Source organism: Paracoccus sp. P2 (assembly GCF_046335115.1).
Classification (GTDB): Bacteria; Pseudomonadota; Alphaproteobacteria; order Rhodobacterales; family Rhodobacteraceae; genus Paracoccus; species Paracoccus pantotrophus.
The window spans coordinates 1-973 of sequence record NZ_JBGOSN010000163.1 but is presented as its reverse complement, the minus strand read 5'-3'; the positions used below and the strand labels follow the sequence as shown (position 1 = coordinate 973).

The 973-nt window shown below is 70.4% G+C and carries 1 protein-coding gene; it reads left to right on the top strand.

The window, feature by feature from the left end:
• Positions 1–122 precede the first annotated feature (122 nt).
• Positions 123–973: inorganic phosphate transporter (locus tag ACDP63_RS25000; protein ID WP_409928873.1), on the top strand; the 851-nt coding region annotated here is incomplete at its 3' end.

The following is a 973-nucleotide window of genomic DNA, read 5'->3' as shown; positions in this document are numbered from 1 at the left end:
GGGGCGGTTTTCGCGGGCCTGGCTGGCGGCGGTGGCGGGCGGATCTGTTCTTCCGGTGCCGGCGCCGTCTTGATATGGGGCCGATTCCCGCCTAGCACCCGGCCGGAGCAGAAAGGCGGAACATGTCTGACAAGGATTTCGAGCCGCGGCACCTGGAGACGCTGGACCGCGATCTCGGCCGCTTCGCGCATATCGAGGCGGCCACGGCCTATATCGCCCGGCCGCTGGTGGCGCCGGGGATCGGCCTGGTCTTCGTCATCCTGGCCGGGCTGGCCGCGGCGGTGCTGCTGGGGCAGAGCGGCGAGACGCTGATCGTGGTCACGGCGGCGGTGTTCGGCGCCTATATGGCGCTCAATATCGGCGCCAATGACGTGGCCAACAACATGGGCCCGGCGGTGGGGGCCAATGCGCTCAGCATGGGCGGGGCCATCGTGATCGCGGCGGTCTTCGAAAGCGCCGGCGCGCTGATCGCCGGGGCCGACGTGGTCTCGACCGTGGCCAAGGGCATCGTCGCGCCCGAGGCGCTGGACACGCCCGCGACCTTCGTCTGGGCGATGATGGCGGCGCTGCTGGCCTCGGCGCTGTGGGTGAACCTGGCGACCTGGATCGGGGCGCCGGTCTCGACCACGCATGCCGTGGTGGGCGGGGTCATGGGCGCGGGCATGGCCGGGGCCGGCCTCGGCGCGGTCAGCTGGGAGCAGATGGCGGCGATCGCGGCCAGCTGGGTGGTCTCGCCGCTGCTGGGCGGCGTGGTGGCGGCGGGCTTTCTGTGGTTCATCAAGAGCCGCATCATCTACCGCGAGGACAAGATCGCGGCGGCCCGGATCTGGGTGCCGGTTCTGGTCGGCATCATGGCGGGCACCTTTGCCGCCTATCTGGTGATGAAGGGGCTCAGGCAGCTGGTCGATATCTCGATGGGGGCGGCGCTGCTTCTGGGCCTTCTGGTGGGGCTGGGCTGCTGGCTGGCGATGAT